Origin of the sequence: Pelomonas candidula (assembly GCF_043555985.1) — a bacterium.
GTDB lineage: Bacteria > Pseudomonadota > Gammaproteobacteria > Burkholderiales > Burkholderiaceae_C > Pelomonas > Pelomonas candidula.
The window spans coordinates 156417-181506 of sequence record NZ_JBIGIC010000009.1 but is presented as its reverse complement, the minus strand read 5'-3'; the positions used below and the strand labels follow the sequence as shown (position 1 = coordinate 181506).

Annotated in this window: 25 protein-coding genes; 16 read left to right on the top strand and 9 right to left on the bottom strand. The window is 70.2% G+C overall.

Features of this window, described 5'->3' with window-relative positions; translation table 11 throughout:
• The first annotated feature begins 23 nt into the window (after positions 1-23).
• The 16 genes from ACG04R_RS18460 (at position 24) to ACG04R_RS18385 (ending at position 16787) form a co-directional block, all read left to right on the top strand.
• Positions 24-242 carry a CopG family transcriptional regulator gene (locus tag ACG04R_RS18460; RefSeq protein WP_394414036.1) on the top strand — a complete coding sequence of 73 codons (219 nt, stop codon included), beginning with the start codon at positions 24-26 and terminating at the stop codon, positions 240-242.
• Positions 239-667, top strand: a complete 429-nt coding sequence (locus ACG04R_RS18455) for a PIN domain-containing protein (protein WP_394414033.1) — start codon at positions 239-241, stop codon at positions 665-667. Before ACG04R_RS18460 ends, ACG04R_RS18455 begins: the two co-directional genes overlap by 4 nt.
• On the top strand, positions 664-1746 hold the full coding sequence (gene hisC, locus ACG04R_RS18450) for a histidinol-phosphate transaminase (protein ID WP_394414030.1): 1083 nt from the start codon (positions 664-666) through the stop codon (positions 1744-1746). Before ACG04R_RS18455 ends, hisC begins: the two co-directional genes overlap by 4 nt.
• Positions 1743-2339 (top strand): imidazoleglycerol-phosphate dehydratase HisB, encoded by a 597-nt coding sequence (gene hisB / locus ACG04R_RS18445; RefSeq protein WP_394414027.1) that lies wholly within the window; start codon positions 1743-1745, stop codon positions 2337-2339. Before hisC ends, hisB begins: the two co-directional genes overlap by 4 nt.
• Positions 2336-2983 (top strand): imidazole glycerol phosphate synthase subunit HisH, encoded by a 648-nt coding sequence (gene hisH / locus ACG04R_RS18440; RefSeq protein ID WP_394414024.1) that lies wholly within the window; start codon positions 2336-2338, stop codon positions 2981-2983. The genes hisB and hisH overlap by 4 nt, the downstream gene beginning before the upstream one ends.
• Before the next feature lie 66 nt (positions 2984-3049).
• Positions 3050-3799 carry a 1-(5-phosphoribosyl)-5-[(5-phosphoribosylamino)methylideneamino]imidazole-4-carboxamide isomerase gene (gene hisA, locus ACG04R_RS18435; protein WP_394414021.1) on the top strand — a complete coding sequence of 250 codons (750 nt, stop codon included), beginning with the start codon at positions 3050-3052 and terminating at the stop codon, positions 3797-3799.
• Positions 3800-3879: 80 nt separating this feature from the next.
• Entirely contained in the window at positions 3880-4659 is a 780-nt protein-coding gene (hisF, locus tag ACG04R_RS18430; RefSeq protein ID WP_394414018.1) for an imidazole glycerol phosphate synthase subunit HisF, read from the top strand.
• Positions 4656-6101: a hypothetical protein gene (locus tag ACG04R_RS18425; RefSeq protein ID WP_394414015.1), complete on the top strand. Its 1446-nt coding sequence runs from the start codon at positions 4656-4658 to the stop codon at positions 6099-6101. Before hisF ends, ACG04R_RS18425 begins: the two co-directional genes overlap by 4 nt.
• Positions 6102-6119: 18 nt before the next feature.
• Positions 6120-6671: a 16S rRNA (guanine(966)-N(2))-methyltransferase RsmD gene (rsmD, locus tag ACG04R_RS18420; RefSeq protein ID WP_394414012.1), complete on the top strand. Its 552-nt coding sequence runs from the start codon at positions 6120-6122 to the stop codon at positions 6669-6671.
• Between the two features lie 78 nt (positions 6672-6749).
• On the top strand, positions 6750-7250 hold the full coding sequence (coaD, locus tag ACG04R_RS18415; RefSeq protein ID WP_394414009.1) for a pantetheine-phosphate adenylyltransferase: 501 nt from the start codon (positions 6750-6752) through the stop codon (positions 7248-7250).
• Between the two features lie 2 nt (positions 7251-7252).
• The gene (locus ACG04R_RS18410; protein ID WP_394414006.1) at positions 7253-7510 is read left to right on the top strand and encodes a YfhL family 4Fe-4S dicluster ferredoxin; all 258 of its coding nucleotides are present in this window, start codon (positions 7253-7255) and stop codon (positions 7508-7510) included.
• 248 nt (positions 7511-7758) lie between these two features.
• The gene (locus ACG04R_RS18405) at positions 7759-8880 is read left to right on the top strand and encodes a PEP-CTERM sorting domain-containing protein (RefSeq protein WP_394414003.1); all 1122 of its coding nucleotides are present in this window, start codon (positions 7759-7761) and stop codon (positions 8878-8880) included.
• Complete coding sequence (locus ACG04R_RS18400; protein ID WP_394413999.1) at positions 8877-10061, top strand: glycosyltransferase; 1185 nt, start codon at positions 8877-8879, stop codon at positions 10059-10061. The genes ACG04R_RS18405 and ACG04R_RS18400 overlap by 4 nt, the downstream gene beginning before the upstream one ends.
• Positions 10062-10088: 27 nt before the next feature.
• Positions 10089-14168 carry a beta strand repeat-containing protein gene (locus tag ACG04R_RS18395; protein ID WP_394413996.1) on the top strand — a complete coding sequence of 1360 codons (4080 nt, stop codon included), beginning with the start codon at positions 10089-10091 and terminating at the stop codon, positions 14166-14168.
• 139 nt (positions 14169-14307) lie between these two features.
• Positions 14308-16302, top strand: a complete 1995-nt coding sequence (locus ACG04R_RS18390; RefSeq protein WP_394413993.1) for a hypothetical protein — start codon at positions 14308-14310, stop codon at positions 16300-16302.
• A 56-nt stretch (positions 16303-16358) separates the two neighbouring features.
• Positions 16359-16787: a hypothetical protein gene (locus ACG04R_RS18385; protein WP_394413990.1), complete on the top strand. Its 429-nt coding sequence runs from the start codon at positions 16359-16361 to the stop codon at positions 16785-16787.
• A gap of 66 nt (positions 16788-16853) precedes the next feature.
• Here ACG04R_RS18385 and ACG04R_RS18380 read toward each other — a convergent pair whose 3' ends face one another.
• Genes ACG04R_RS18380 through cobO form a run of 9 tightly spaced genes read right to left on the bottom strand, consistent with a single transcriptional unit; the run spans position 16854 to position 25088 of the window.
• Positions 16854-17378 (bottom strand): hypothetical protein, encoded by a 525-nt coding sequence (locus ACG04R_RS18380; protein WP_394413987.1) that lies wholly within the window; start codon positions 17376-17378, stop codon positions 16854-16856.
• A complete protein-coding gene (locus ACG04R_RS18375) occupies positions 17378-18691 on the bottom strand; it encodes a lipase family protein (RefSeq protein ID WP_394413984.1) in 1314 nt (437 codons plus the stop codon). Before ACG04R_RS18375 ends, ACG04R_RS18380 begins: the two co-directional genes overlap by 1 nt.
• A gap of 56 nt (positions 18692-18747) precedes the next feature.
• Complete coding sequence (locus tag ACG04R_RS18370) at positions 18748-19692, bottom strand: hypothetical protein (RefSeq protein ID WP_394413981.1); 945 nt, start codon at positions 19690-19692, stop codon at positions 18748-18750.
• A 51-nt stretch (positions 19693-19743) separates the two neighbouring features.
• Entirely contained in the window at positions 19744-20826 is a 1083-nt protein-coding gene (locus ACG04R_RS18365; RefSeq protein WP_394413978.1) for a S1/P1 nuclease, read from the bottom strand.
• A gap of 10 nt (positions 20827-20836) precedes the next feature.
• Positions 20837-22297 (bottom strand): cobyric acid synthase, encoded by a 1461-nt coding sequence (locus tag ACG04R_RS18360; protein WP_394413975.1) that lies wholly within the window; start codon positions 22295-22297, stop codon positions 20837-20839.
• Complete coding sequence (locus tag ACG04R_RS18355; protein WP_394413972.1) at positions 22294-23268, bottom strand: aminotransferase class I/II-fold pyridoxal phosphate-dependent enzyme; 975 nt, start codon at positions 23266-23268, stop codon at positions 22294-22296. Before ACG04R_RS18355 ends, ACG04R_RS18360 begins: the two co-directional genes overlap by 4 nt.
• Positions 23265-24182 (bottom strand): adenosylcobinamide-phosphate synthase CbiB, encoded by a 918-nt coding sequence (gene cbiB / locus ACG04R_RS18350; protein ID WP_394413969.1) that lies wholly within the window; start codon positions 24180-24182, stop codon positions 23265-23267. Before cbiB ends, ACG04R_RS18355 begins: the two co-directional genes overlap by 4 nt.
• 4 nt (positions 24183-24186) lie before the next feature.
• Positions 24187-24522 carry a DUF1636 family protein gene (locus ACG04R_RS18345; RefSeq protein WP_394413966.1) on the bottom strand — a complete coding sequence of 112 codons (336 nt, stop codon included), beginning with the start codon at positions 24520-24522 and terminating at the stop codon, positions 24187-24189.
• Positions 24519-25088, bottom strand: a complete 570-nt coding sequence (gene cobO, locus ACG04R_RS18340) for a cob(I)yrinic acid a,c-diamide adenosyltransferase (RefSeq protein WP_394413963.1) — start codon at positions 25086-25088, stop codon at positions 24519-24521. The genes ACG04R_RS18345 and cobO overlap by 4 nt, the downstream gene beginning before the upstream one ends.
• Positions 25089-25090: the final 2 nt, after the last annotated feature.

The window sequence follows — 25090 nt, the reverse complement described above, 5'->3', positions numbered from 1 at the left end:
GAACTTCGTGTATTCTTCGGATCATGAAGAACGTCACCGTCTCGATGGACGACGCCGTGGCCGAGTGGGCCCGGCTGGAGGCGGCGCGGTGCAACACCAGCGTCTCGCGCCTGCTGGGTGAACTGCTGGCCGAGAAGATGCAGCACGACGACGCCTACGAGCGCGCGCTGCAGGACTGGCTGCACCGCGAGCGGTCGTGGTCTTCCGATGGGCAGCCCTACCCGGGGCGGAGCACAACATGAGTGATCCGGTCTTCGTCGACACGTCCGTGCTGCTGTTCAGCGAGGACGGCGCCCGTCCGGCCGAACGCGAGCAGGTGCTGGCCTGGCTGCGCACGCTGTGGGCCGGTCGCACCGGCCGCGTGTCGGTGCAGGTGCTGAACGACTTCTACCTGCTGGCCACGCAGCGGGTGACGCCGCCCATGCCCCAGGGCGATGTGCGTGCCGAGGTGCGCCGCTACCAGCACTGGCGGCCCTGGGCGGCCGATCAGGCGACCGTCGAATCCGCCTGGTCGCTGGAAAGCCGCTTCGGCCTGCCGTTCGCCGACGCGCTGGTCGTCGCCAGCGCCAAGGCGCAGGGCTGCACCAAGCTGCTCAGCCTGGCCCTGCCGCATGACGCCCAGTTCGACAGCGTGCAAGTGCTCAACCCTCTCGTCACCGCCCCATGACCACAGCCCTCGACACCGCTCTCGCCCAGATCCGTCCCGACGTGCGCGCGGCGCATGCCTACGTTGTGCAGCCCAGCCACGGCGTGCTGAAGATGGACGCGATGGAGAACCCCTACCGCCTGCCGCCCGAGCTGCAGCAGAAGCTGGGTGAGCGTCTGGGCGCCGTCGCGCTGAACCGCTACCCGACCGAGCGCACCGCCGAGCTGGCCCGCGCGCTGGCGCGGCACGCCGGCGTGGGCGACGAGGTCGGCGTCACGCTGGGCAACGGCTCGGACGAACTGATCGGCCTGCTCAGCATCGCCGTCGCCCGGCCCGGCGCGACCGTGCTGGCCCCGGTGCCGGGCTTCGTCATGTACGAGGCCTTCGCGCGCCAGCAGCGGCTGGACTTCATCGGCGTGCCGCTGCGCGCCGACGACTTCGAGCTGGACGAGCCGGCGATGCTGGCAGCCATCGAGAAGCACCAGCCCGCGCTGATCTACCTGGCCTACCCCAACAACCCCACCGCCACGCTGTGGGATGCCGCCGTCATCGAGCGCATCGCCAAGGCGGCGCCGGGCCTGGTCGTGATGGACGAGGCCTACCAGCCGTTCGCGAGCGCTGACAGCCTCGCGCTGATGGCCCGCCAGAAGAACGTGCTGGTCATGCGGACGATGAGCAAGTTCGGCCTGGCCGGCGTGCGCATCGGCTATCTGCTGGGGGCGGCCGAGCTGGTCGAGCAGATCGAGAAGCTGCGCCCGCCCTACAACATCAGCGTGCTGAACGCCGAGGCGGCCCTCTTCGCGCTGGAGCATGCCGACGTCTACGCCGCCCAGGCCGCCGAACTGCGCCAGCAGCGCGAGCGCCTGTTTGCGGCCTTGCAGGCGCTGCCCGGCATCAGCCCCTGGCCCAGCCAGGGCAATATGATTCTGGCCAGAGTGCAGGACGCGGCCGCCACCTTTGCGGCGCTCAAGGCGCGCGGCGTGCTGATCAAGAACGTCTCCGCCATGCACCCGCTGCTCGCGAACTGCCTGCGCTTCACGGTCGGGACGCCCGACGAAAACACCCGCCTCCTCGCCGAACTCCAAGCGTGTCTGTCATGAGCACCCCTCGCACCGCCGAAGTCACCCGCAACACCAAAGAGACGCGCATCACGGTGCGCATCAACCTCGACGGCACGGGCCAGTCCAAGCTGCAGACCGGCATCGGCTTCTTCGACCACATGCTGGACCAGATCGCCCGCCACGGCCTGATCGACCTGGATATCCACTGCGAGGGCGACCTGCACATCGACGGCCACCACACGGTGGAAGACGTCGGCATCACGCTGGGCATGGCCGTTGCCAAGGCCGTTGGCGACAAGGCCGGCCTGACGCGCTACGGCCATAGCTACGTGCCGCTGGACGAAGCCCTGTCGCGCGTCGTCATCGACCTGTCTGGCCGCCCCGGCCTGCACATGGATGTCAAGTTCACCGCCGGCAGCATCGGCGCCTTCGACACGCAGCTGACCTTCGAGTTCTTCCAGGGCTTCGCCAACGCGGCGCTAGCCACGATCCACATCGACAACCTGAAGGGCCACAACGCCCACCACCAGGCCGAGACGATGTTCAAGGCCTTCGGCCGCGCGCTTCGCATGGCCACGACGTTGGACCCGCGCTCTGCCGGCGTGATCCCGTCGACGAAGGGGTCGCTGTGACCCGTACCGTCGCCGTCGTCGACTACGGCATGGGCAACCTGCGCTCGGTGTCGCAGGCGGTCATCCATGCCGCCGAGGGGCAGGGCTTCGATGTCGCCATCACCTGCGACCCGGAAGTGATCCGCGCTGCCGATCGCGTCGTGCTGCCGGGGCAGGGCGCCATGCGCGACTGCATGGCCGAGCTGGCCGCATCGGGCGCCAAGGAAGCCGTGCTCGAAGCGGCCGCCACCAAGCCGCTGCTGGGCGTGTGCGTCGGCATGCAGATGCTGCTGGACCACAGCGAGGAGCAGGACACGCCGGGCCTGGGCCTCATCCCAGGGCGCGTGCAGCGCTTTCGCCTCGAAGGCCGGCTGCAGGAAGACGGCAGCCGCTTCAAGGTGCCGCAGATGGGCTGGAACCGTGTGCACCAGCCGCGTGCGCATCCTGTTTGGGATGGCATTCCCGACGAGAGCTGGTTCTACTTCGTGCACAGCTTCTACGCGACGACCGCGTTGCCGGAACACAGCGCCGGCGAGACCGACTACGGCCTTCGCTTTACCTGTGCAGTGGCGCGGGATAACATTTTTGCGACCCAATTCCACCCCGAGAAAAGTGCCGCGCTGGGCCTCGCGCTCTATCGCAACTTCCTTCACTGGAACCCCTGACCGCTTCTCCACGGTCCGCACTTTTTCGTCCCCCTTCCTTCCTCTCCAGCCCCTCAGCCCCCGGCCATGCTGCTGATCCCTGCCATCGACCTGAAAGACGGTCGCTGCGTCCGCCTCAAGCAAGGCGACATGAACGACTCCACCACCTTCGGCGAGGACCCCGCCGCGATGGCCCGCCGCTGGGTGGATGCCGGCGCGCGCCGCCTGCACCTGGTGGACCTGAACGGCGCCTTCGCGGGCAAGCCCGTCAACGAGCCCGCCATCAAGGCCATCATCAAGGAGGTGGGCGACGAGATCCCCATCCAGCTCGGCGGCGGCATCCGTGACCTCGACACCATCGAGCGCTACCTGGACGACGGCCTCAGCTACGTCATCATCGGCACGGCCGCGGTGAAGAACCCCGGCTTCCTGAAGGACGCCTGCAGCGCCTTCGGCGGCCACATCATCGTGGGCCTGGACGCCAAGGACGGCAAGGTCGCCACCGACGGCTGGAGCAAGCTGACCGGCCACGAGGTGGTGGACCTGGCCAAGAAGTTCGAGGACTACGGCGTCGAAGGCGTCATCTACACCGACATCGGCCGCGACGGCATGCTGACCGGCATCAACATCGAGGCCACCGTCAAGCTGGCCCAGGCGCTGACCATCCCCGTCATCGCGTCGGGCGGCCTGTCCAACATCGCCGACATCGAGCGCCTGTGCGCGGTGTTTGGCGACGGCGTCGAAGGCGTCATCTGCGGCCGCTCCATCTACACCGGCGATCTCGACTTCGCCGCGGGCCAGGCCCGCGCCGATGAACTGATGGCTGCGCTGGGCTGACATGCAGCCCCCACGCTCACTTCGCTCGCTGCCCCCCGAGGGGGCGCGTCAGCGGCTCTGGACGGCCACGCGCCGCTGACATGCTCGCCAAACGCATCATCCCCTGCCTGGACGTCACGGCCGGCCGTGTCGTCAAGGGCGTCAACTTCGTCGGCCTGCGTGACGCGGGCGACCCGGTGGACATCGCCGCCCGCTACAACGAGCAGGGCGCCGACGAGCTGACCTTCCTCGACATCACGGCCACCAGCGACGGTCGCGACCTCATCCTGCACATCATCGAGGCCGTGGCCTCCCAGGTCTTCATCCCATTGACGGTGGGCGGCGGTGTGCGTGCCGTGGCCGACGTGCGCCGGCTGCTGAACGCGGGGGCCGACAAGGTGTCGTTCAACTCGGCTGCGGTGGCCGACCCCGAGCTGATCCGCGCCGCCAGCGACAAGTACGGTGCGCAGTGCATCGTCGTCGCCATCGACGCCAAGCGCCGCCAGGGCGACGACCTCGCCGCGCGCGGCCCGGGCTGGGATGTCTACACCCACGGTGGCCGCAAGAACGTGGGCCTGGACGCGGTGGCGTGGGCGAAGCAGATGGCCGAGTTCGGCGCCGGCGAGATCCTGCTCACCAGCATGGACCGCGACGGCACCAAGAGCGGCTTCGACCTCGAACTCACCCGCGCCGTCAGCGATGCGGTGCCAGTGCCCGTCATCGCCTCCGGCGGCGTCGGTTCGCTGGACGACCTGGCCGACGGCATCACGCGGGGCGGTGCCGACGCGGTGCTGGCCGCCAGCATCTTCCACTTCGGCCAGCACACGGTGGGCGAGGCCAAGGCCCTGATGGCGGCGCGCGGGATTCCGGTGCGCCGGTGAACCTCTGGCGCTGGCTGTGGATCTGGCTGGCGCTGTGCACTGGCTCTGTTCTCGCCGCGCCGTCGGCTCCGGCCGCCAGCTTTGATGATGCCCTGGCTGCCACCCGGCTGGGTGAACGGCCTGCCGGCGCCTTCTTTCTTGTCGAACTGCTGGCCAGCCAGGGCCAGGCCGGGCGCGCGGAGCAACTGCGGCGCACCTTGTGGCGGCTGCAGTCCGAGCGGCTGCAAGGTGCCGCGGCCGCCGCGCCGCTGACCGTGGGGCAGGCCATCGCGCAAGGCGCTGGCGAACCTGCCGACACGGCCGTGCTCTGGCTGGCGGCCTACAACGCGGCGCTGCAAGTCCGCTGGCCCGACGCTGCTTCGTCGGCGGCTGACCTGCGTGTCACGCTGCTGAACCGCTCGCCTGACCCGCTGCCGCTGGCAGAGCTGCGCCTGCGTTTCGGCAGCGAGAGCGGAGGCGTCACGCTGCCGTGCGCCACGGAGCCGGCGCCGCCCGATGTGCACGCCGCATGGCGGCAGACCGTGGCGGCCGGCGCTCAGGTGGAGGTCCTCTGCCAGCCGCCGGCGGACGCGCGCAGCCAGTCCCTGCTGCCTGTGCTGCTGGCTGCCGCCCGTGGGGGCGGCGAAGCCCCCACGTTGCTGCCCGCTGCCCCGGCGGGCGCCGGCAAGCGCGGCGACCATTGGCTGTGGCAGTTCTGGGGCCGTGTCGAGGAGCCGTTGAATGCATGGCAGCGGCGCTGGGCGCAGGCTCGCCTGCCCGAGAACGCCGGTCGCGCCTGGCAGGCGGCCACCTGGCCGGAGCCGCCCGAGCTGCAGCCCCTGCCACCCACGCTGGCCCAGCGCATCGTGGGTCGCGGCCGCGAGGTGGCCGACCGTGCCGCGCTGCTGTTGTGGATGGCCGGCGGCGCCTGGGCACTGATCCTCTTGATGCGTCTCGCCATGCGCGACGCCTCGCTGCAGGTCCAGTCCCGGCTGTGCCTGGCGCTGGCACTGGGAAGTGCGCTGGCCTTTCTGATGGCCACACGGCGCGGGCAGCTCGGCAGCGGCGATGGCTGGTCACGCTGGGGCGAATGGGGCGTCTGGCTGGGTGTGCTGTCGCTGGCCTTCGGTGCGGCCATGCTGGCCGGCCTGATGCTGCGCCTCTTCCGGTTGCTGGATGAGGAGCGCCGCAGCTGGTGGCAGGCCATCGCGGACGGCTGGCGCCGCGCGCTGCACATCGGCGGCCTCACCACGCGGGGCCAGTTCTGGGGTTTCATGGCTTTCGCGCTGTGGGCCTGGGCACTGGTTTCACCGTGGGGGCGCCCCTGGAACCGGCTCGCGCTGGTGGCGCTGCTGGTGCCGCTGGTCACGCTGTGCATACGCCGCCTGACTTCGCTGACGCCTCGGGAGTTCTGGGCGCTGCTGGCCGTGGTGGCGGTGCTGGTGCTCGAGCACTGGCTCTGATGGCGGGACAATCCCGTCATGGGTGAGATTCGAATCATTGGCGGGCAGTGGAAGCGCTCCAAGCTGCCCGTGCCCGACGCGCCGGGCCTGCGACCCACGTCCGACCGCATCCGCGAGACGTTGTTCAACTGGCTCGGCCAGAACCTGACCGGCTGGCGTGTGCTGGACGCCTTCGCCGGCAGCGGCGCGCTGGGCTTCGAAGCGGCGTCGCGCGAGGCGGCCGAGGTCGTGCTGATCGAGCGCGACGCCAAGCTCGTTGCCGGCCTGCGCGCCAGCATCCAGCGCCTCAAGGCGACGATGATGACCGTCCATGCCGCCGACGCGCTGGTCTGGATGAAGTCGGCGCCGCGCGGCGGCTTCGATCTCGTCATGCTGGACCCGCCGTTCGCCGCCGACCTGTTCGACGCCGCGCTGGCAGCGGCCGTGCCGCTGGTGGGCGAGGGCGGGCTGATCTACGTCGAGGCGCCCCGCGAGATCGCTGCACCGGCGGGATTCTTCGTGCTGCGGCAGGGGCGTGCCGGCGCCGTGCACTACCACCTGCTGCGTCGCGAGGACAATCCGGCTTCATGATCACGCCCCCACGCTCGCTCAGCTCGCTGCCCCCCGCGGGGGCGCCTCATTGCCTTCGGGCGGCCGGGCGGCACTGAGATGACCAGCCGAACCGTCCTGACCGCCGTCTACCCCGGCACCTTCGATCCCATCACGCTGGGCCACGAGGACCTGATGCGCCGTGCCGCCGGCATGTTCGAGCGCCTGGTGCTGGCCGTGGCCGTGGGCCACCACAAGAAGACGCTGTTCTCGCTGGACGAGCGGCTGTCAATGGCGCAGGAGGTGGCGGGGCCGCTGGGCAATGTCGAGGTCATCGCCTTCGACGGCCTGCTGCGCGACTTCGTGCGCGCACACGGTGGCAAGGTCGTCGTGCGCGGCCTGCGCACCGGCGGAGACTTCGAATACGAGTTCCAGATGGCCGGCATGAACCGCAAGCTCATGCCCGAGGTCGAGACCATCTTCCTGACGCCTGGCGAGCACCACCAGTACACGTCCAGCACCTTCGTCCGCGAGATCGCGACGCTGGGCGGCGAGGTGGCGGAGTTCGTGTCGCCCGGCGTGCTGGCGCGGCTCAACGAGCGCTGCAAGAAGGAGGGCTGATCGTGGCGCTGATGATTACTGACGAATGCATCAACTGCGACGTCTGCGAGCCCGCCTGCCCGAACAACGCGATCTCGATGGGCGATGAGTTCTACAAGATCGACCCGGCCAAGTGCACCGAGTGCGTGGGCCACTTCGACGAGCCGCAGTGCGTGATGCTGTGCCCTGTCGCCTGCATCCCCGTCAACCCGGCCCACGTCGAGACGCGCGAGACGCTGCTGCAGAAGTACCAGCGGCTGACGGCGGCCAGCGCAGGCTGAGGCTGGCGCTGAGTGGCTCCCCGACCGGGCGGGCCTGACGGCAAGCTGTCGGAACACGCTCCCAAGTTCGTGGGGGGCCATCACCGCTACAGGTGACAACTTTGCGGTGGCTCAACGCCGCCACGACGGTCGTCGCCCTACAACCCTGACCAGCACGACGCGAGCCTGCGATGACCGGAAAGGTCCGCGGCAGCGGTGCTGGGCGGCCCGCTCGTGAGGGGGCGCCAGGTTTGATCAGGGAGCACGACATGAACCTGCCTTCACCCTTTCGCCTGTCGGCCTGCGCGGCCGGCTGTCTTGTCGCGGCGTTGCATGCCGGCGTGGCCGAAGCCGGCGTGCGCTGCAACGCGCTCGCGGTGTCTTCCTGCCTGGAGGCCCGCACCAGCGGGCTCACTCAGGCCACCATCCAGTGGGACGACGGCACCACCACCAGCGTCGGGCCGCCCCTCAACACCCCCTTCTCGATGGTGCACTACGGCACGGCCGAGTACGGCACGACGACCTGGCTGTACAACAACGCCGGGCTGCAGAGTCAGTTGGTCGGCTGGCCGGATTACGGCGGCCTGGGCCCGGCTTTCCAGGCGGACTACATGGTCGAGACTGGGAAGCAGGTCGGCGCCACGGCGGCGAACTGGGGCAACTACACGCCGGGCCAGGTCAGCAGCGCCTTCCTGCACGGGCAGACCGGGACGCTGGACCCCAGCCTGCACATCAACGGCTATGGCGAGGCCGACTACGGCGTCAACAAGGCCTCGGTCAGCATGACGGGCCAGGTCATCGGCAGCTACACGCTGGACGCCAGCAACGCGCTCAACCCCGGGCACACGGGCACGGTGAAGACGCAGGCCTTCGGCTCGGGCCAGGCCTTCTGGAACGACCAGGTCAGCTTCAACGCCAACGCCGGTGTGCCGGCCGGCGCCGCGCGCTCCGTGACCTTCAGCGCCCAGATCGACGGCAGCGCCGACCCCTTCGGCGAGTACATCTTCGGGCTCGCGCTGGTCGACCACGCCGGCCACTCGCAGAGCGTGCTGTCTGCTGTCGCGACAGCCGGCAGCCTGGCGGGCAGCCTGCAGCGCCAGCTGAGTGGCACGGCCCTGGTCATGCCGGGCGAGACCTATACGCTGTACGGCGACCTCATCGTCTATGCCACGTCGAGCCAGGGTGGCGCCATCGCGGCCAGCGAGGATTTCTCGCACACGGCCCGCATCACGGGCATCGCGCTGCCCCAGGGCCTGAGTGCGAGCTTCGCGTCCGGCTCGGCCACGCTCAGCGGCGTCGTCACGACCGTGCCCGAGCCCACGCCCACGACCCTGCTGGTTGCCGGCCTGGGCGTGATCGGCTGGCTGGTGCGGCGCCGCGCCAATTCATGACCCAAGGCCTGCTTTACGGCTGGGAGCTGGGTGGCGGCGCGAGTCACCTGGAGCTCGCCCGCGGCCTGCTGGCGGCGCTGGGTGGGCGTTTCGAACGTGTCACGCTGGCGCTGCGTCGGCTGGCCTCGGCCCAGGCCCGCTTCGGCCCGGCGGTGCAGCTCTTTCAGTCGCCCGTGCCCGAGCCGGCCGGCCTGCTGCCCAACCCGGCCAGCTATGCCGAGATCCTGTTCGAGGCCGGCTTCCACGACCGCGACGCGCTGCTGTCGCGGCTGCGTGCGTGGGATGCCATCCTCGACGCCGCCCGCCCTGACGTCCTCGTGGCCGACCACGCGCCCACGCTGCTGCTCGCCAGTCGTGGCCGCGCAGGTCTGAAGCGCTGCTGCATCGGCGCGGGCTTCTTCTGCCCGCCGCCCGTGGCACCCTGCCCCGTGTTCCGCAGCTGGGACCGCGTGGCGCCGGCGCGGCCCGCGGCGATCGAGGCGCGCGTGCTGGACTGCATCAACGAGGCCCTGCGCCAGCGTGGCGTGGCGCCGCTGGCGCGCGTGGCCGACCTCTTCGAGCTGGACGAGCAGTTCCTGACGACCACGCCCGAGCTGGACCATTACCCCGGCCGCGGCCCGGCCCGTTACTGGGGCTTCTATGCCGCCGGCGACGGCGGCGGGCGCGCGGCCGACTGGCCGGCGGGCGACGGGCCGCGCGTGTTCGCCTACCTGTCGGCCGATTACCCGCGCCTGGCCGAGCTGCTGGCCGAGCTGGTGCGGCTGCGCTGGCCCAGCCTCGTGCATGTCGCCGGCCTGCCGGAGGCGACGCGCCGCAGCCTGGCCGCGCCAACGCTGCACCTCACGGCCGACTGGCTGGACATGGCCGACGTGACCGCCGCGGCCGACCTCGTCGTCTGCCACGCAGGCGCCGGCACCATGGCCTGGGCGCTGGAGCAGGGGCGCCGCCTCGTCACGCTGCCGCTGCATGCCGAGCAGACCGTCGCCGCGCTGCGGCTGAAGGCGGCCGGCCTGGGCCATGCGCTGTTGTCGGCCGACCCCGCCCAGTTCCGCCGCACGCTGCGCGAGGCCGCGCAGGACGGCGCGCTGCAGGCCTGTGTGGATGCGCTGCGCAGCCGGCTGAGCCCCTCGCGCAACAACCTTGCCGCCATCGCCGCCCGGCTGGGCGAGCTCGCTGCCTGAATTCCGACGATCCTGAGAGCCACCACCATGCCCAAGCTGCCCTCCCTCCATCGGCCCCGCCGCATCGCCCTGGCCGTCCTGGCCGCGCTGGCCCCGCTGAGCCCGCCGGCCCGTGCGCTGGACGTGACCTGGACCGGCGGTGCGCCGATCTTCTTCTGGTACGACGCGACGAACCGCTTCAACCCGAGCGGCGAGGTGGCCGACGCGCTGGACTGTGCAGGCATCAACAACGCCGGCAGGCTGACCTGCGACACGCTGTCGTTCTGGGGCTATGCGGGCAACTGGGGCGGCACGCTGCCGGGCGCCGGCGACGACGTTCACATCACGTCCACGGCCCAGGTCAACGTCGAGTTGTGGGGCAGCCCCATCCGCGGGACCACGGCAGCGCAGCCGGGCGGGGTCTACAACTCCATCAGCCAGGGTGGTGGTGGCTCGCTGTTCCTGGCCAACGGCTACAGCCTGCACACGCTGGGCGCCAGCATCGACCGGCTGCAGCTGGGCGGCAAGATCCTCATCGACGGCCAGGGCTTCATCAACCAGCTCGCCAACGTCGCCGGCGCCGTCTTCCCCAGCTCCGGCGTCATCGGCGGCACGGGTGCGACGCTGGTGCATGCCGGCACCGGCTTCGGCCTGGCCGACTCGCAGCACGTCACCTTCGACGGCGCTGCGAGCGCGGGCGCCAGCTTCACGCTCTACGACGATGCCGTGCTGACCAACCGCGGCAACCTCACCGGCGGGCTGACCATCAACAACTACGGCAGCACCCATGGTGGCAACGGCTACAGCGCGGTGCGCAGCTTCGAGAACCTCGGCGCGCTGAGCCTGTCCACGGCCACCGGCCTGAGCCCGCGCATCGAGATCGACACCCTGCTGCGCAACAAGGCCTCCATCGACATCGGCACCAATGGCTACCTCTACGCGATGGCCGGTGGCGAGCACAACGGCAGCGCGTCGTTCGCGGGCGGCGCGCAGTCGCAGATGCAGTTCGCCGGCTACCACCGCTTCGCCGCTGGCTCGTCCATCAGCAGCAGCGGCACGGTCACCTTCGGCGGTGCCTTCGTGTCGGAGCTGCCCTATGCACCCTATGCCGACGCCTGGGGCTTCTACAACGACGTCGGCGCCAGCTACCGCGCCGGCAAGACGGTGCTGCTCAACAACGCCGTGTTCTCCAGCACGGCCGACCCCGGCGAGCTGGTCGCGACCGGGGGGCGGGCCTACTTCAACGGCCCGGGGCGCGTGCAGGTGACTAAAGCCACGCTCACCAACGGCGCGCTGTACGGCACCGCAGCGGTGGACGTCGCCGGCCCGCTGCTCGTGCAGGGCAACAGCGGCATCGGCACCGCGGGCGGCCTGCGTGCGCTGGGCGGCATCACCTTCGATGGCGGCAACGCGTACATCGGCTTCTACGGCGCCGCGACGAGCGTCGAGAACCACGGGCTGGCAGAGCTCAGGAGCGGCACGTTGCAGTTCGCAACGCAGGCCACCTTCGCCAACCTGGCGGGGGCCACCTTCGACCTGCAGGGCGACTTCAACATCAGCGGTACAGGAACTGCCAGTGGCGCGCTGGTCTCGCTGTTCGACAACGCCGGTGTCTTCAGGAAGTCGGCGGGCACCGGCGTGGCCACCATCACCGCGGCGTTCAACAACCGTGGCAGCGTCGAGGTGCAGTCGGGCACGCTGCGCCTGCTGGGCGGTGGCACGCACAGCGGCAGCTTCGCGCAGGCCGCGAGCCTGGACTTCGGCGGCGTCCATGTCTTCACCGGCAACACGACGCTCGGCGCCGACGTGGGCTTCTACGGCGACACCACGCTGACCGTGGCTGCCGGTGCGACGCTGACCAGCCAGTCGCTGTCGCTGCACCAGCGGGCCCAGTCGGGCACGGTCGCGCTGGTCAACCATGGCAGCTTCGCCAACTTGGGTTCGGGGTGGTCGCACGTCGACACCCTGACCAACACCGGCAGCCTGAGCAATGCCAGCGGCACACTGGCGGCCGACAGCGTCACCAACCGCGGCAGCCTGAGCAACAGCGGCGGCCTGAGTGGCAGTGCTCTGCTCAATGACGGAGGCCTCCTCACCGCCAGCGCCGGCAGTCAGATCGACATGGGCCAGCTCAGCAACATCAACGGCGGCGTCATCAGCAATGCGGGCACGATGTCGACAGTCAACCTGATCAATGGCGTCGGCGCCAGCCTGGTCAACAGCGGCTCCTTCGAAATCAGCTACAGCGCGACCCCGCTGCAACTGCAGAACCTCGGCAACATCAACAACACCGCCAGCGGCACTTTCACGCTGGACAACAGCACGCTGTACGTCGGGCAGTTCCGCAACGACGGCCAGTTCGTCAACCAGGCAGGCACCGTGTGGTTGCGCAGTGGCGACGTGATGACGGGCCAGGGCAGCTTCGTCCAGTACGACGGCCTCACGCGCGTGGATGGCCGCTTGAACCAGGCCGGCGGCATCGACATCGAGGGTGGCAAGCTGGCGGGGCTGGGGCAGTTCAATGGGCCCGTGACGATCGGCGCCAGCGGCCAGATCACGCCCGGCAATTCACCCGGCACCTTGACCATCAACGGCGACGTCAACTTCACCGGCCAGGTCTACTACGACCCGTCTCTGCACCCGCAGATGGTGATCGAGGTGGTTGACCCCGTCGTGCACGACCGCCTCGTGGTCAACGGCGCCGTGAGCTTCAACGCGTCGGCGAACGACAACCTGCACATGGTGACGATCAAGTGGGAGGGCGCGGCACCGCCCGATCTTGATGACGCCGGCCTGACCTGGCTGACGGCCAGCGGCGGCATCACCAATGGCGACTACGTCAGCTACACCGTCGAGGGGCTGGGCGCCGAGTGGCAGGCGCAGGTGGCCAACGACGGCAGCTCGCTGTCGCTGTCCTTCGCCAACTCGCTGGCCTACCAGATCCAGGCCGCTGGCCAGTACGGCTGGTGGAACCAGGGGGCGATCCAGATCGCGGCTGGCGACTACGCCTACAACCTCGCGAACGGCTTCGTCAACTCGGACACCGTGAACAACGCCGGCCGCTTCTACAACCGCGTCGGCGCGGCGCTCTACAACGCCGACGTGGGCACGCTGACCAACGGTGCGCAGGCCTTCATGCAAAACCGCGGACTGCTGAACAGCGATGGCGTCATCGACAACGCCGGCACCTTCGTCAACCACGCCGACGGCACGTTCACCAGCGGCAACGACTATGGCAACGGTGGCAGCGCCCAGGTCGTCAATCGGGCCGGTGCCAGCATGACCAACAACGGCAGCTGGTCCAACGCCAGCAACTCGACGCTGCTCAACCAGGGCGCCTTCATCAACGCCGCCAGCCTGCAGAACAACGGCACCATCAACAACGACGGTGGCAGCTTCCAGGTCACGAGCGCCGGCCAGTTGCAGGGCACGGGCCTGTACCGGCAGGGCAATGGCGGCAGCACGATGGTGGACGGCCTGCTCGCCCAGCGGACGGTCTTCCTGCAGGGCGGCGGCCTGGGTGGCAATGGGATCGTGCGGGCGCAGGGGGGCTACACCCTGGTCGACGGCACGTGGATGAACGGCGTGTCGGTGGCCGGCACGACCATCGAGCCTGGTCATGGTGCCGGCGGGCTGCTGACCATCGATGGCGACCTGACCGCGCTCCCGGCGGACCAGTACGCCACCCTCGTCATCGACATCGCCGGCAAGGGCGCGTCGGGCCGGCTGGCCGTGACGGGGCAGCTGAACTTCTACGGCAATCTCGTCTTCAACCTCGTGAACGGCTACCGGCCTCAGTCGGGCGACAGTTTCACCTGGCTCACCGCCGGTTCGGGCAGCTTCGGCTTTGGCCAGGTCTCGCTGCAGACGGTGGCGGCCGATGGCAGCGCGACGCTGCTCGATGGCCCCGTGTGGTACGGGGTCGGCCAGAACGACCCGCGCGGGTTCCTGAGCTTCGTGCTCGACGGGCAGGTCGAGTACGCCACCTGGAACCTGGCCGGCAGCACCGAAACGCTGACCTTCAGCAACACGCTGCAGCCTGTGCCCGAGCCGCAGGCCTGGATGCTGCTGATAGCCGGCCTGGGTGTGCTGTTGCCGCGCCTGTCGCGCCGCCGTGCCGAGATTTAGCCGGGTTCACGGCAGGCCCGAGACACGGTCTCGGCGTCCGCCGTCTTCATTCACACAACAGAGCGTCATCATGAAAATTGTTCCAGGCCTGGCATCCTCGCGCGCAAGCGAAGCTCGAACCAGATGCCATGGCGGCGGCATGCCCCTCACCACACGGGCAGCGCTGGCGGCACTGTTGGTGCTGGCGGCGAGCCCGGCGCTGTCACAGACGATGTTCTGCACCGTACCCACATTCCCCGGCGACGTGGTGGTCTTCTCGTCGTCCGGTCAGTGGGGCTGCCCGATCAATGGCGGAACGGTCAGGCTGGACAACCATGCCAGTGCCACGCTCTCGCTGGTGACCACCGATTTTGCGGCCGGTCCCAGCAGCAACCCGGTCACTCACCAAGGCCCGTTGTCTGATCGCCGGGGGCACACGCTTGCCGGCGCGTTCTTTGCGCACGGCCCCGACGATCTGGCCCCCAATTCCCCTTTCACGATCGGGCTCAATGGCCGAACCGATGTGCAGAACGGCTATCTGCTCTTCTATGCAGCCCGGGCCGACCTGACCGTGACCAATGCCGGCACATTCAACGTGCAGGGCGGCGGACTGGCGCTGGAGCGCGCCACTTTCGGCCAGACACTGACCTTTCACAACGCCAGCGGCGCCAATTTCAACTTGCTCGACGACAGCGGCGTCGCCGACAACGACCCGACGCAGGCATCGCTGTTCATCAATCACCAGGGCGCCAGTTTCGTGAAGGCGGCGAGCACGGGTGAAAGCGTGGTCAGCGTTGCGTTCAACAACGAAGGGCGGGTCAGCACCGAAGGAAATCTTCGCTTCAGCGGTGGCGGCACGCACACGGACGGGGTCTTCGAGTCCACGGGCGCCGCCGGGATGATCACCTTCAACGGTGAGCATGACATCCATGGGCATGTCATCTTGCGTGGCATGACGGTGCTGGGACAGTACGGCGATCCGTCGACGCGCATGTTCGTCGCCGGCCTAGCCGGGCTCGAGGTGCAGAGCGGTGTGCTCCTCATCAACGCCGGTGGCCTTCAGCACGACGGTGAAGTGCGGGTGGCCGCTGGTGCGGTGCTGGCCAGCGGCGGCGAGTACTTCCGCGGCGGGGCGGGCAGCGTCTTGAACATCGGCGGCACCTTCAACAACTTCGCCCGGTGGAGCGACAGCAGCAACAGCCTCACCCGTGTCGACGGCGCGCTGCAGAACCTGCAGGGAGCGGCGGGACAGATCACGATCAACGGGCGCCTCGAACACCAGGGCTACCTGGGCAACGGCGTCGACAGCCAGCTCGTGCTGAACGGCGTAGCGGTCAGCGCGCCGGGATCGATGCTGGACAACGAAGGCAAGCTGTGGGTGAACGGCCAGTGGCAGCATGACGGCAGTGTCACCAACGGAGCAAGCGGCATCTTCAGCGTCAGCGGCACTTGGCAGGGCAACACCGTCTTTGCCAATGCAGGCCGGCTGGAGCTGCTGGCGGGGGCGAACTGGTCCGGCGGCGGGCAGCTGACCAACACCGGCACGCTCATCGTCGGCACTGGCGCGGCCATGGCCGTGGATCGGCTCGACAGCCAGGCCGGCCTGCTCACGGTGGACGGCAGCCTCGACACCGGCGTCGGCAACACGCTGACGCTCAGCGGCGGCGTGCTCAACGGCAACGGCCTCATCAACGGCGACGTCTTCGTTGGTGGCGGCGCCGGCATCGCCAGCTTCCGGCCTGGCCACAGCCCCGGTCATTTCACGATCAACGGCGCGCTGACGCTGGGCAACAACGGCGAGCTGGAGCTGCAGGTCCAGCGCCTGGCCGATGGCAGCCTGGCCTGGGACCGCGTCAGCGCCGCCAGCATCAGCTTCCTCGACGGCGCGACGGTGCGCTTCGAGATCGGCGGCGGCGTCGTAACGACACAGGCGCAGACGCTGGGCTTCCTGGACTGCGGCAGCGGCTGCAGCTTCGCGCCCGGCGTGCACTGGGTCGTCGACGGCGCGCCGGCCGGCACGACGCTGGCGTTCGGCAGCAGCGGCCTGCAGCTGAACGTGTCGGCCGTGCCCGAGCCCGCGACCGTGCTGCTGTGGCTGGGCGGGCTGCTGGCGCTGGCGGGCTTCAAGCGGCGCACCGCCAGGGCGACGGGGTAGCAGGCATCCGCTCGCGCCTGCCCGCGCCGGCCTACAGTTGCGCCGCAGGAGGCCACGTGGACATCAAGACCGAGAGCATCCAGCCGACAGCTTCAGCGCGGGCCGACCGGCGCTTCACTGCCGACCGCGACAGCGTCAGCGCCGGCGACGACTGCCAGCTCCACGAGGTGGCCTTCGCGGTGCCGCCGCAGGCCTCGGTGCAGGAGCTGGTTCGCATCGCCCTGACGGCCTGCCGGCTGGCCAGCATTGCCGGCGGCCAGGCCACATGGATCGTGCAGGCCGGCGGATACGGAGGGTCGCCGTTGGCGGTTGTCGCCCAGCAGTGGGCGGCGCCCCGTTTTCTCGCGCCAGCTGGCGAAACGGTCGAGCGCTTCTTCAGCGGGTGTGAGCCCCGCGTGTTCTTCCGCTACTGGTGCCAGGCCGACCCGCAGACGGTCTTCGATGCGCTCGCCGCCGGCACTCCGCTGCCGGCGCGCCACGGCTAGCTCGGGAACACCGCCTTCAGGAAGAGCGCCTGCGGCATCCCTGTCGCAATCTCCGGGACGGCAGCGTCAGCCTGCCGAACCTGCCAGTTCACCGGCTGCGGCCATCAGCCGCTCCAGCGCCGGATCGCCGGCGTCATGAGCATCCAGCCATGCCGACATGCCTGCGGTGTCCAGCGCTCCGGTCAGGGGCGGCAGCGCCTCGGGCAGCGCGGTCAGCGCCGGCGCGAGGCTGGTCGTATCGACGCCCTGCAGCGCCTGGGCCCTCACCGGGATTTCGGCGTACGCGACGGCCAGTGCTGAGTCGATCTGCTCGCCGATGTCGATGCCTGCCGTCGACAGCGGGGCGGCCTGCAACAGGAAATCGGGCTCGGCCGCCGGCGCGGTGCCGCCGGCCTGCGCCAGCCACTGCTGCTGTTGCCGGGCCAGTTCGGCCATCGTGGCAGCCTCGGCGGCCGCCAGCTCCTCGGCTGACGGCGCGGGGGCTTCGGCGCCGGCATCCAGCATCGCCTCAAGGCGCTGCAGCGACAGCATCGCCAGCAGTTCGCCGTGCGTGACGACGTAGGCCAGCTGCTCGGCCGTCAGCGGCGGCATCACAACACGCGCGCCTGGGCCAGCGCCCAGCCACCCGCGATGATCAGGGGCAGCGGCAGCAGGCCGCGCGAGCCGATGGTCAGCGCCAGCGCGCCGATCTGGGCGAGCTTGCTCAGCATCATGTCGAGGATGCGGCGGATGATCTGGGCCGTGAAGTCGGCGCCAGCGCTGACAGTGATGCCGGCCCAGGTGGCGGCGTGCTTCAGCAGTGTGTAGACCTGGCTGGCGATCGCCTGCGCGCGGGCCATGCCGGCCAGCAGCATCTCGGCCAGCAGGTCCACCGCCGACAGGCCGAGGATCAGCGAGGTGCTGATGTTCTTCAGCACATGCGAGAACAGCTTGAACAGGATGCCCAGCGTCTTGGCTGAGGCGTACTGCACCCAGCCCGGGTCGTTGTCGGCATGCAGCAGCCACTTGGCCAGCACGGCGTTGTCGTGGTCCGTCTGCTGGGCGTAGCCGCGCACGGCATTCCAGGTGCCGCCCTTGCCCGCGCCCACCGACGTGATGTAGCGGTTCATGTCGTGGTTGGCGGTGCTGAACAGCTCGCCGGTCGGTGACGGCAGCGTGAAGTTGTTGGGATCGGTCGGGCTGGGGTTGACGTGGATGTAGGGGTAGGGGCCCACGAGCGAGATCGGGTCGAGGTCGTGCGCGACGCGGAAGATGTTGTCCTTCTTGATGGCGGCGTGGAACGCCGCGAACGTGCCGAACGCCCCGACGCGCGGGCTGCCGAAGGTGTAGAGCTTGACGTCCTTCTTGCGCGCGGCGAAGTGGGCCGCCACCAGCGTGGCCACCGCGCCGCCCAGGCTGTGGCCGACGCAGTGCACGACGTCGGCGTCCATGATGAGGCGCTCGTCGGTGCCGATGGAGGTCATGCAGCTGTCGAAGGTCTTGCGAAAGCCCTTGTGCACCGGGCCGTAGTCGCCAAAGCTCGTCATCGCGCCGCGCGCGTCGGTCAGCAGGTCGGGCGCGCCCAGCTCGGGGCGCGTGCCGCGCGTGGCCACGACGATGTGGCGGCGTGAGCCCTGCTTGAACTGCAGCAGGTAGCCGAAGCCCGTCTGCGTGCCGGCGCCCGTGGTGCCGGAGAAGATCTTGCCGAGGTCGCCGCTGCTGAGCGCCGTGTGCTGCAGCGACGTGTTGGCGTCGCCCGGCTTGACGACGCCGGCCGTGCCGGGGCCCATCACGCGGTTCTGCACGTTGGCACGGGTCTCCACGCCTGCCGTGGGCTGGCCGCTGATCCAGTCCTTCAGCGTGAAGTACGCATTCGTCGCGATGTACGACGCCTCGGTGGGCGTCAGGCAGTCTTCCAAAGGCATGGGGGTCTCCGGAGCGCACGAAGGCGCGAGTTGTCGTTCGCCGCGTGGGCGGCCGTTCAGATCAGCTTGGACAGGTCCAGTGAAAACACGAACGTGGCGTTCGTGCGCAGGTCCACCGTGTCAAGCCACAGGGTTTTGCCATTCATGGCCCAGCGCCGCACGTTGCCGTCGTCCAGCCCCAGTTTCAGCACCTCGAGGCCCTGGGGGTGGCGGTCGGAGAACAGCACGAGGTGGTCGTAATGGTTGGCGTAGACCTCGGCCTTCAGGCGCTGCTGCTCCGTGTGGAACAGCACCAGCGCGGCATTCGCGGCGACAGGCCAGGTCTCGAAGATGCGGAACGGCAGGCCCTTGCTCGTATCCAGCTCGGCCGGGCCCAGGCTCTTGAAGCGCTGGCCGGCCAGGTCGTAGAGGAACAGCGCCTGGCGAGGCACGGGGGCGCGGTAGCTCACGCCCAGCAGCATCTGGTCGCCCGGCAGGCAGGCCGCATCGTCCAGTGTGAACGAGTGCCAGGTCGATTGCTCCGGCGCCAGCGTGAACGGCAGCTGTTTGGCAAACGTCTGTTCCTTGGCCGCCTGCATCTGCCAGATCTCGAACGCCGGCTTGTCGGTCATCCGGTTCACCAGCGCGAGCGGTGCCCGGCTGCCGTGGGCGGCGACGAGGAAGCCGGGCGAGGATTCCCCATCGACGGCGGTGGGCCGGAACGTTGCGTTCGGCGGCTCTCCGGACACGCCCACCGGCTTGCAGCGGTTGTAGGCGGCGGCCGGCAGCGGCGTGGGCGTGGCGATGAACGTCGCCTCGCGCTTCAGCGGCGCCCCGACCTCGGGGGCCACGGCGGAGGCCAGCGCGGCGGGTTTGCTTTTGAACAGGCCGAACATGCCCTCGCTCCTTTGGGATGACGCGTCCTGCGGGCTGCAGCCGGCAATGGTCAGCAGCAGCGCCGCCAGGCAGGCCCGGTGCCTGGCCGGGGATGCCGGGGCCGTCCGCATGCGATGTTTCGTCATGGACCGACATGCTAGCGGCGCGGTGAGGGGCAGCGCGGCCAGGCGTGTCACCTAGTTAGGGAACACGGCCTTCAGGACGAACGCCAGTCTTGCCCCCGCCAGCGTCAGCTGCTGTCGCTTGATCGCATCCGCCCTGGCGCTGTAGCCGCTGGGCAGGCTGACGGTCCAATGCGAGCCCTGGCGGGCCGAGAACTTCAGGCCTTCATAGGCCGTGCCGGCCTGCTCCAGCGACTGCGTGGCCCAGCGTGCGGGCCAGTCGGCCGGGTCGCCGAGGTTGGTGTGGACCTTGCGCGCCTGCGCCAGCCAGGCGGCGTCGACGCGCTCGGGCTTGAGCTTGTCGGGCACACCGTCCCAGATCGTGTGCAGCTTCACCGGCCCGAAACCGGCGCCAGCCAGCCCTTCGGGCGCGGCTTCGGCGGGGTTGCCGGCCTTGGCCGGCGCGGACGGCGGTGTGGCCGGCGTGGCTGCAACGATCCACAGGCTGTTGCCACCCACTGTGAAGCTGGCCGGGTCCAGGCCGGTCTTGTCGGGGTCGACGCGTCGGCCCTGCGCGTCGAGGTAGGGCGCGCCGACGTGCAGCGGCTGGTGGATGTCGCCCACCAGGTGCACCAGCACCAGCAGCGCCTCCCGCGGGCTCTTGAAGTTGGGCTGGCCGGTCGTCGGCTTGCCCTGCAGCACCAGGATGGCCTGGCGCAGCGAGCCGACCACGTCGTCGCTGCGCGTGCCGACAAAGCCCAGCGCGTAGCGGCTGCGCTGCAGCGCGATGTCGGCGTAATGGGTCTGCCGGTGGCAGCTGTCCTCGTCCATGCCGATCTGGCACTGCCTGTCGTTGCGCCTCACGTAATCGGCCATCTCGGCGATGCGGGCCGGCGTCTCCAGCGGCGCGCAGTCGGCGTACTTGCCCGGCGCGGGGTAGGTGTAGTCCTTGCCCGGCGCGATGCCCTTGGCGCAGTCGGCCCACACGGCCACCTGCGGCAGCGTCAGGTCACCCAGCAGCGCCGCCACGCGGGCCTCGGCCGGCGTGCCCTTGATGAGGCCGGCGGCAAGGGTCGCGACGGTCTGGTGGCCGTCCGGGCCCCAGGCGTGGGCGGCGATGGGTGCGGCGATCAGGGCGGCGGCGAGCAGGCGGCGCATGGGCTCTCCTTCAGGCGATCAGGCCCGCGATCTTGCCCGGTTGGAAATGCAGGTCAATGAAATCCGCGAGGCCATCGAACACCGCGTCCAGCGGCCGGCCGGTCTGGCCGAACAGCGCCTGCAGCACGGCCGGTTGCTCGAACAGGCCGTGGGCGTAGACGCCCAGCACGCGGCCGGCCTGCCAGCCGATGGCCTCACCCGCGGCGTTGCGCAGCGCGACCTGCGGCGGCGGCAGGCCCGGGTGGGGCTGCGTGCGGCCGTGGCGGATCTCGTAGCCCTCGGCCTGCAGGCCGGCCAGTGCAGCCCAGGGTCCTTCCGTCGTGCCGAAGTGCAGCGTCGTGTTCTGCAGCAGCTTGTCGCGCTCGAAGGCCGTGACCAGCGGCAGCAGCCCCAGCCCCGGCGCGTTGCCGTCCACGCCGTGCGTGTCGATCAGCGCCTCGCCCAGCATCTGCAGGCCGCCGCAGATGCCCAGCACGCGGCCGCGGTGGCTGTTGATGGCCACGTCCAGCTTCTGGGCGCGCAGCCAGGCCAGGTCGGCCGCGGTGGACTTGCTGCCGGGTAGGATGATCCAGTCCGCACCTTGCAGGTCGCGCGGCTCGCGTGCCCACGACAGCCGCACGCCGGGCAGCTGGCGCAGCGGCTGGAATTCGTCGAGGTTGGACAGCCGCGGGTAGGCCACGACGGCGATGTGCAGGCTGCCGCCGCCGTGGCCGCCACTGCCAGTGCTCGCGTCGTCGAACACGCCGTCCTCCTCCGGCAGGCCGTGGCCGCGCCACATCGGCAGCGTCGCGATGGTGGGCACGCCGGTCAGGTGCGCCAGCTGCTCGGGGCCGGGGGCCAGCAGGCCGGCATCACCGCGGAAGCGGTTCAGCACGAAGCCCTTGACCTGCGTGCGCACGTCCTCGGGCATCAGCTGGTGTGTGCCGTAGAGATGGGCGAAGGCGCCGCCACGGTCGATGTCGGTGACGATCAGGCAGGCCGCCCGCGCGTCGCGCGCGGTGCCGAGGTTCACGTAGTCGTTGGGTGCGAGGTTGATCTCGGCCGGCGAGCCCGCGCCCTCGATGACGACGACATCGTTCTCGCTCATCAGCTCGTGCAGCGCGGCGCGGGCGCGCGGCTTCAGCAGCGCGCTGCGCTCTCGCCAGGGCATGCTTGAGAGCTGCGCGTCCACTTCGCCCAGCACGACGACCTGGCTCTGCGTGTCGGCCTCGGGCTTGAGCAGCACGGGGTTCATGCGCACCTCGGGCACGCGGCGCGCGGCCAGCGCCTGGAAGTACTGCGCGCTGCCGATCTCGCCCATCAGCCCGTTCAGGCCGGGCACGACGCGCGCGTTGTTGCTCATGTTCTGCGCCTTGAACGGCGCCACCTTCAGGCCCTGCCGCGCGTACCAGCGGCACAGCGCGGTGGCCAGCCAGCTTTTGCCGGCACCGCTGGTGGTGCCCAGCACCATGACAGCCTTTCCTCTGCTCATGAATCCTCTCCCTCGATTTCCAGCAAGGCCTGCTGCAGCGCCTGCTGCGCGGCCGGTGGTTGTGTGGACAGTCGCACCCAGCCGGGCAGACCGAAGCTGGACGCATCGCGCACGCGGATGCCGCGCTCGCGCAGCCTCGGCGCGTAGTCGGGGCGTGGCGGGCGGGCCAGCCAGAAGTTCGTGCAGCTCGGCCGCTGCAGCCAGTCCAGGTCGGCCAGCAGCGCGCGTTGGGCGGTGGTCCAGCGGCGCAGCGTGGTGCGGGCGTCGGCCAGCCAGGCCTGCGTGTCGGTGCTGGGCCAGTGCGTCAGCAGCGCGACGCCTTCGGCCGACAGCACCCAGCTGGGCGCCAGCGACAGCGCGCGGGCCCAGACCTCATCGGCAGCCGGTGCGATGACGTAGCCCGCACGGATGCCGGTCAACCCCAGTGCCTTGTTCGGGCAGACGAGCTGCCACGCGCCGGGCGGAAGCGCGGGTGTGTCGCCCTGCAGACGCAGCGGCTCGTAGGCGCGGTCGACGATGACCAGCGCGTCCAGCTCTGGCCAGGCCGCGACGCTTGCGCCGGTCGGGTTGCAGGGCTCGCAGATCCACACCAGCGCCGGCGCGGCGGGGCGGATGTCGGCCGGCTCGGCGTAGGGCTTCACGGCCAGGCCAAGCGCCTGCGCGGCGAGCGCGTAGTCGCCGAAGCCCGGCTGCGGCACCCACACCTCGCGGCGGCCGGCCAGCATCGCGGCCAGCGTCAGGCGGCGTATGCCTTCGGCGCCGCCGGCCGTCGGCAGCACGAGGTCTTCATCACCGAGCAGGCGGCGCAGCGCGCGGTAGCCAGGGTCGGGATAGCTGCGGCGGTCGGCGGCCTGCACGGCGGCCAGCAGCGCGGGTGGCGGGCCCAGCGGGCTGGCATTGGTCGAGAAATCGAACGCCGCGGCCGGCCCGTCGTCGGGGCCGCCGTGTTCGGGCAGCAGCGGAATGGTCATGACCGGAGCGTCCAGGCGAGCGTGGCGACCAGGGCGGCGCCGATGACGACAGCGTGCCACGCCACGGCGCGCGCCGCGTGCAGGTCGTCGGGTGCCACCGACCGGCCGTCGGCGTGCAGCACGTAGACGCCCGGCTTGCCCAGGCGCAGGCCCAGCCGCAGCGCCATCGCCGCCATCGGCCAGCCGCTGTTGGGCGACGGCGTGCGGCGAGCCTCGCGCACCAGTGCCGGCAGCGACGGCGGCAGCAGCACGAGCGCCGTCAGCCGCGCCGGCAGCCAGCTCAGCATGTCGTCCGCGCGTGCGGCCCACTTGCCGCTCCACTCGCGCTCGTCCCGGTAGCCCCACATCGCGTCCGCCGTGTTCGCGAAGCGGTAGACCGCGGCGCCCGGCAGCCCGGCGATGGCGAACCAGAACAGCGGCGCGATGACCGAGTCGTTCAGGTTCTCGGCCAGCGTCTCGATGGCGGCCTCGCGCACCTCGGTCTCGGTCAGCTTTGTCGTGTCACGGCTGACGATGCGCGACAGCCGTGCACGGCCGGCGTCCAGCGACTCGCGCAGCGCCGCTTCCACCGCCATCGCTTCGTCGGCCAGCATGCGCCAGGCCAGCAGCGGCTTCAGCAGCAGGCCTAGCGCCGCGGCGGTCGCGACGAGGCGCCACGGTGCGGCTGCGGGCTGCAGCTTGAGCAGCACCCAGCCGCTCGCCCACAGCGACACGAAGGCCACCAGCGTCGCACCCACCAGCCAGGCCAGCGCCCCGGCGATGAAGGCCGCGGCCGGCGGCAGCTTCGTCAGCCTGAACCAGCCCAGGTAGCGGCCCATGCCGACGACCGGGTGTGCCCAGGTCGGTGGCTCGCCGAGCCGGTCGATCAGCAAGGCCACGACCATCGCCAGAGGCAGCAGCACGGCCGTCGACATGGCGTCAGCCCAGCGGCGGCAGCCGCGCGATCAGGCCGCTTTTCAGCCGCTCGGGCCGGCGGCTCCACGCGAGCAGACCTTCGCCCGGCTCGGCATGCTGCGTGGCCACGGCCAGCAGCGCGTCGACGCAGGTCGCGTCCGGTGCCAGCTGCCCGAACAGATAGCTGTGCTTGCCCGCGCCTTGCAGCGCCGCCGTGCAGCTCTGCTTGCAGGCGGCCATGCAGGCCTGGCCGCGGACGGGCAGCGTGACGTCGCGCGCCAGCGCTTCGTTCTCGACGGCCTCCAGCAGCGCCTGGCCCTGGCCGTCGGCGCATGTGGTGCACACAACCAAGGTGGTCAATCCTCGATCCCCCGCTGCGCCGGCACGCCGGCCTTGTAGTGGTGCTTGACCATCGTCATCTCGGTCACCGTGTCGGCCAGCTCGATCAGCTCGGCCGGCGCGCCGCGCCCGGTCAGCACGACGTGCACGTGGGCGGGGCGCTCGCGCAGGCAGGCCAGCACGCCGTCCAGCGGCACCCAGCCGTAGCGCAGCGGATACATGATCTCGTCCAGCACGATGAGGAAGTGGTCGCCGCTGCGGATGGTGGCCTCGGCTCGTGCCCAACCCTCGCGAGCCAGCGCGGCGCTGTGCTCGAGGTCCTTGCTCTTCCACGAGAAGCCGTCACCCAGGCCGATGATGGGCACGCCCAGTTGCTCGAAGACGCGGTGCTCGCCGAAGCGGGCACTGGGCACCTTCATGAACTGGTAGATCAGCACCGGCTTGCCGCGGCCATGGGCGCGCAGCGCGAGCCCGAACGCCGCCGTGCTCTTGCCCTTGCCGTCGCCGGTGTGCACGAGCACGAGGCCGCGGCGCTCGCCGGTGGGGATGACGCGTTCGCGGTCGACGGGCGGCTTTTCGATTTCCATGG

Bases quoted from the DNA above. Each gene is read 5' to 3' on its own strand.
- ACG04R_RS18460 (WP_394414036.1), top strand. From the start codon at position 24: ATGAAGAACGTCACCGTCTCGATGGACGACGCCGTGGCCGAGTGGGCC.
- ACG04R_RS18455 (WP_394414033.1), top strand. From the start codon at position 239: ATGAGTGATCCGGTCTTCGTCGACACGTCCGTGCTGCTGTTCAGCGAG.
- hisC (WP_394414030.1), top strand. From the start codon at position 664: ATGACCACAGCCCTCGACACCGCTCTCGCCCAGATCCGTCCCGACGTG.
- hisB (WP_394414027.1), top strand. From the start codon at position 1,743: ATGAGCACCCCTCGCACCGCCGAAGTCACCCGCAACACCAAAGAGACG.
- hisA (WP_394414021.1), top strand. From the start codon at position 3,050: ATGCTGCTGATCCCTGCCATCGACCTGAAAGACGGTCGCTGCGTCCGC.
- hisF (WP_394414018.1), top strand. From the start codon at position 3,880: ATGCTCGCCAAACGCATCATCCCCTGCCTGGACGTCACGGCCGGCCGT.
- rsmD (WP_394414012.1), top strand. From the start codon at position 6,120: ATGGGTGAGATTCGAATCATTGGCGGGCAGTGGAAGCGCTCCAAGCTG.
- coaD (WP_394414009.1), top strand. From the start codon at position 6,750: ATGACCAGCCGAACCGTCCTGACCGCCGTCTACCCCGGCACCTTCGAT.
- ACG04R_RS18405 (WP_394414003.1), top strand. From the start codon at position 7,759: ATGAACCTGCCTTCACCCTTTCGCCTGTCGGCCTGCGCGGCCGGCTGT.
- ACG04R_RS18400 (WP_394413999.1), top strand. From the start codon at position 8,877: ATGACCCAAGGCCTGCTTTACGGCTGGGAGCTGGGTGGCGGCGCGAGT.
- ACG04R_RS18395 (WP_394413996.1), top strand. From the start codon at position 10,089: ATGCCCAAGCTGCCCTCCCTCCATCGGCCCCGCCGCATCGCCCTGGCC.
- ACG04R_RS18390 (WP_394413993.1), top strand. From the start codon at position 14,308: ATGCCCCTCACCACACGGGCAGCGCTGGCGGCACTGTTGGTGCTGGCG.
- ACG04R_RS18380 (WP_394413987.1), bottom strand. From the start codon at position 17,378: ATGCCGCCGCTGACGGCCGAGCAGCTGGCCTACGTCGTCACGCACGGC.
- ACG04R_RS18375 (WP_394413984.1), bottom strand. From the start codon at position 18,691: ATGCCTTTGGAAGACTGCCTGACGCCCACCGAGGCGTCGTACATCGCG.
- ACG04R_RS18370 (WP_394413981.1), bottom strand. From the start codon at position 19,692: ATGACGAAACATCGCATGCGGACGGCCCCGGCATCCCCGGCCAGGCAC.
- ACG04R_RS18365 (WP_394413978.1), bottom strand. From the start codon at position 20,826: ATGCGCCGCCTGCTCGCCGCCGCCCTGATCGCCGCACCCATCGCCGCC.
- ACG04R_RS18360 (WP_394413975.1), bottom strand. From the start codon at position 22,297: ATGAGCAGAGGAAAGGCTGTCATGGTGCTGGGCACCACCAGCGGTGCC.
- ACG04R_RS18355 (WP_394413972.1), bottom strand. From the start codon at position 23,268: ATGACCATTCCGCTGCTGCCCGAACACGGCGGCCCCGACGACGGGCCG.
- cbiB (WP_394413969.1), bottom strand. From the start codon at position 24,182: ATGTCGACGGCCGTGCTGCTGCCTCTGGCGATGGTCGTGGCCTTGCTG.
- cobO (WP_394413963.1), bottom strand. From the start codon at position 25,088: ATGGAAATCGAAAAGCCGCCCGTCGACCGCGAACGCGTCATCCCCACC.